This is a genomic window from Nostocoides australiense Ben110, from assembly GCF_001050535.1.
Taxonomy (GTDB): Bacteria; Actinomycetota; Actinomycetes; order Actinomycetales; family Dermatophilaceae; genus Nostocoides_A; species Nostocoides_A australiense.
Genome location: NZ_HG764815.1, coordinates 3,189,349 through 3,191,889, shown reverse-complemented (window position 1 = coordinate 3,191,889; position 2,541 = coordinate 3,189,349). Strand labels below are relative to the sequence as shown.

Genomic DNA, 2,541 nt, shown 5'->3' with positions numbered 1-2,541 from the left:
CGCGGGCGGGCACGAGGGGGCCCACCGTCGCCGTGTCCGGGCCGAGGGCGACGGGCAGGTGTGGTATGCCGCGCGCCCGCCACCGCTGTGCGTCGCGGGCACCGGTGGGCTGGTCGGTGACGAGGACGACGAGGGCGGGTCCTCGCCGGTATGCCGGGATGGGGTCGTCCGCGGTGAGGCGGGCGAGTTCGCCGATATCGCCCTCACGCAGCAGGGCGGCGATCCGGTCGGCGAGCCGCAACCGGCCCTCGACCCACACCCGGGCGGTTTCGCCCCGGGCATCGCCTCCGTGCCCGCCGAGGAGGTTGGCCTGGCCGAGCAGGTGGAGCAGTTCTTGCAGGCGCGCGGGGTCGACCCCGGCTCGCGTGCCCGAGCGGACCGGGTCGGCACCCCCGTCGAGGTTGCGCAACCAGCCCACTTCGGCCTCGGTCAGCCCGCATAACCGCACCCCGGAGCCGGGGTCCAGCCCGAACTGCACGCTGCCGTCCAGCCGCACCAGCGGCCGGAACTGCTCGGCCAATCGTGGCCACGTGGCCATGACACTCCCTTCGCGCCGCCCCGCCGGGGGCCGGAACCCGTGTCACCACCCTGGCAGAGGCCGGACGCGGCGGAGGGGCGTTGTCCACAGGGTGTGGACAACGCCCCTCCGGGGGAGCGGTGCAGCTCTCAGGCCTTGGCGAGAATCCGGTTGAGGTTGGTGCCGCAGACCGGGCAGACGCCCTTGGCCATCCGCCGGCCGTTCTCGGTGACGACGATCTTGCCCTCCGCCTCGCGCTTCTCCTTGCACTTGACGCAGTAGAACTCGCCCTTGTAGATCTCCTCGGACATGGATGCTCCTTATGTGGTTCTGAGTCAGGCTCTCTACCCGGGTGGGTGCCCCGGGGCCGTGCCCACCCTAGATCACGCTCAGCGTGAGAGTGGGATTGGCGCCACGCGTAAACGAACGGGGTTTACGCTCAGCGACCGTGACCCCCGACCTACCCAGCCCGGCTCCGGACGTCGAGATCCGGCGCAGCGCCCGCCGCCGGCGCACCGTCAGCGCCCGCCGGGAGGGGGAGCGGATCATCGTCATGATGCCGGCCGGCCTCAGCGCAGCCGAGGAGCAGCGGTGGGTCGAGACCATGGTCGGCAAGCTGGAACGCTCCGCCCGCCGGACCCCGCGCGGCCGCAGCGACGCCGAGCTGACCGACCGGGCGCGCCGGCTCTCCGCCGCATACCTGGAGGGCCGGGCCCAGCCCACGTCCGTGCGCTGGGTCGGCAACCAGGAGCGCCGCTGGGGGTCGTGCACCCCGTCGACAGGGCAGATCCGGCTCAGCGACCGACTCGCCGGGATGCCGGAGTATGTCGTCGACTACGTCCTCGTGCACGAGCTGGCCCATCTGCTCGAGCACGGCCACGGCCCGGCCTTCTGGGCGCTGGTGGACCGTTACCCGCGCACCGAACGTGCGCGGGGCTTCCTCGACGGGATCTGCCTGGCAGCCGGGCTCGACATGACCGCCCCGGACGAGGAATAGCCACCCCGAAGCAGAGCGGACCTGCGCGGGCTCAGGCGCCGGCGGTCAACCGGGCCCGGCCCACGTCGATGAGCCGGGGGAGATCCGCGGCGATATTCGACGGGAGGGCGTCAACGGGGAACCACGCGATATCGGTGGACTCGTCGCTGGCCCGAGGCATCCGCCCGGACGGGGTGACCGCGAGGAAACGGATGTCGAGGTGTTCGGTGCAGTGGCCGAAATTGCCGACGAGCGCGTGCCGGTCCAGGTCGATCGGGGCCGGCAGCGGTTCGAGGCCGTCCAGGCCCGATTCCTCCTGTGCCTCCCGCCGCGCGGCCGCCCAGATGCTGTCATCGCCCATTTCGAGGTGACCCCCGAACTGCAGCCACATCCCGGCCCGGCCGTGCAGGTGCAGCAGCACCGACCCGCCGTCCGGGCTCAAGACCAGGCAGGACGCGGTCAGGTGGGCCGGCGGCCCGGACTTTGACACCGCCATCGGGTCGCCCGCGAGCGCCGACAGGAACCCGCGGCGCAACTGCTCCTGCGTCTGGTTCGGGGCCCGCCAGGAGAGCAGGAGGGCCAACGCGTCGTCATACAGGTGGCGCACCGGCGTCGGCGCGATCCCGGCGACCTGCCGGCCCTGCGGCTGACCGGCGTTCACGGGGAATCATCTCGAGGGGCCTCGCTGGGGTCGTCGCCCGACGACGGCTCGCCCGGCGGCGGCTCGTCGCCCGGCGGGGTCTCCCCGAGGATCGCCGCCAGCGCGGCATCCAGATCGTCGGACGCGGCGGGATTGCTGCGCCGGTCGACATACCCGAGCACGTCGTCGAGATCCGCTCCCATCGGCGCGACGTCGGGGTGACCCCACGCCGAGTCCCGCAGTTCCGCGCCACCACGATCCTCCAGGGCGGCGAAGAGATTGGCGGCATCGCGCAGCCGGCGCGGCCGCAACTGGAGGCCGACCAGCCCGGAGAAGGTCTTCTCGGCCGGCCCGCCGAGGGCCCGCCGGCGCCGCACCGTCTCGCCGAGCGCGGCGCTGTGCGGCAGG

At 73.0% G+C, this 2,541-nt stretch carries 4 protein-coding genes and 1 pseudogene; 1 reads left to right on the top strand and 4 read right to left on the bottom strand.

Annotation, left to right across the window (positions count from 1 at the left end; genetic code table 11):
- Nucleotides 1-538, bottom strand: a pseudogene (locus BN11_RS24025) (hypothetical protein); the annotation flags it as partial.
- A gap of 128 nt (nt 539-666) precedes the next feature.
- The gene (locus BN11_RS24780) at nt 667-828 is read right to left on the bottom strand and encodes a DUF5679 domain-containing protein (RefSeq protein WP_201329281.1); all 162 of its coding nucleotides are present in this window, start codon (nt 826-828) and stop codon (nt 667-669) included.
- A gap of 137 nt (nt 829-965) precedes the next feature.
- On the opposite strand from BN11_RS24780, the gene BN11_RS15480 reads away from it, so the two are divergent.
- Entirely contained in the window at nt 966-1,514 is a 549-nt protein-coding gene (locus tag BN11_RS15480) for a M48 metallopeptidase family protein (RefSeq protein WP_048699178.1), read from the top strand.
- A 31-nt stretch (nt 1,515-1,545) separates the two neighbouring features.
- Here BN11_RS15480 and BN11_RS15475 read toward each other — a convergent pair whose 3' ends face one another.
- Together BN11_RS15475 and BN11_RS15470 are read right to left on the bottom strand one after the other, a co-directional pair.
- Nucleotides 1,546-2,154, bottom strand: a complete 609-nt coding sequence (locus BN11_RS15475; protein WP_201329280.1) for an NUDIX hydrolase — start codon at nt 2,152-2,154, stop codon at nt 1,546-1,548.
- Nucleotides 2,151-2,541, bottom strand: a 391-nt coding sequence (locus BN11_RS15470) for a zinc-dependent metalloprotease (protein WP_162213254.1), incomplete at its 5' end; no start/stop codon positions are given. The genes BN11_RS15470 and BN11_RS15475, both read right to left, overlap by 4 nt.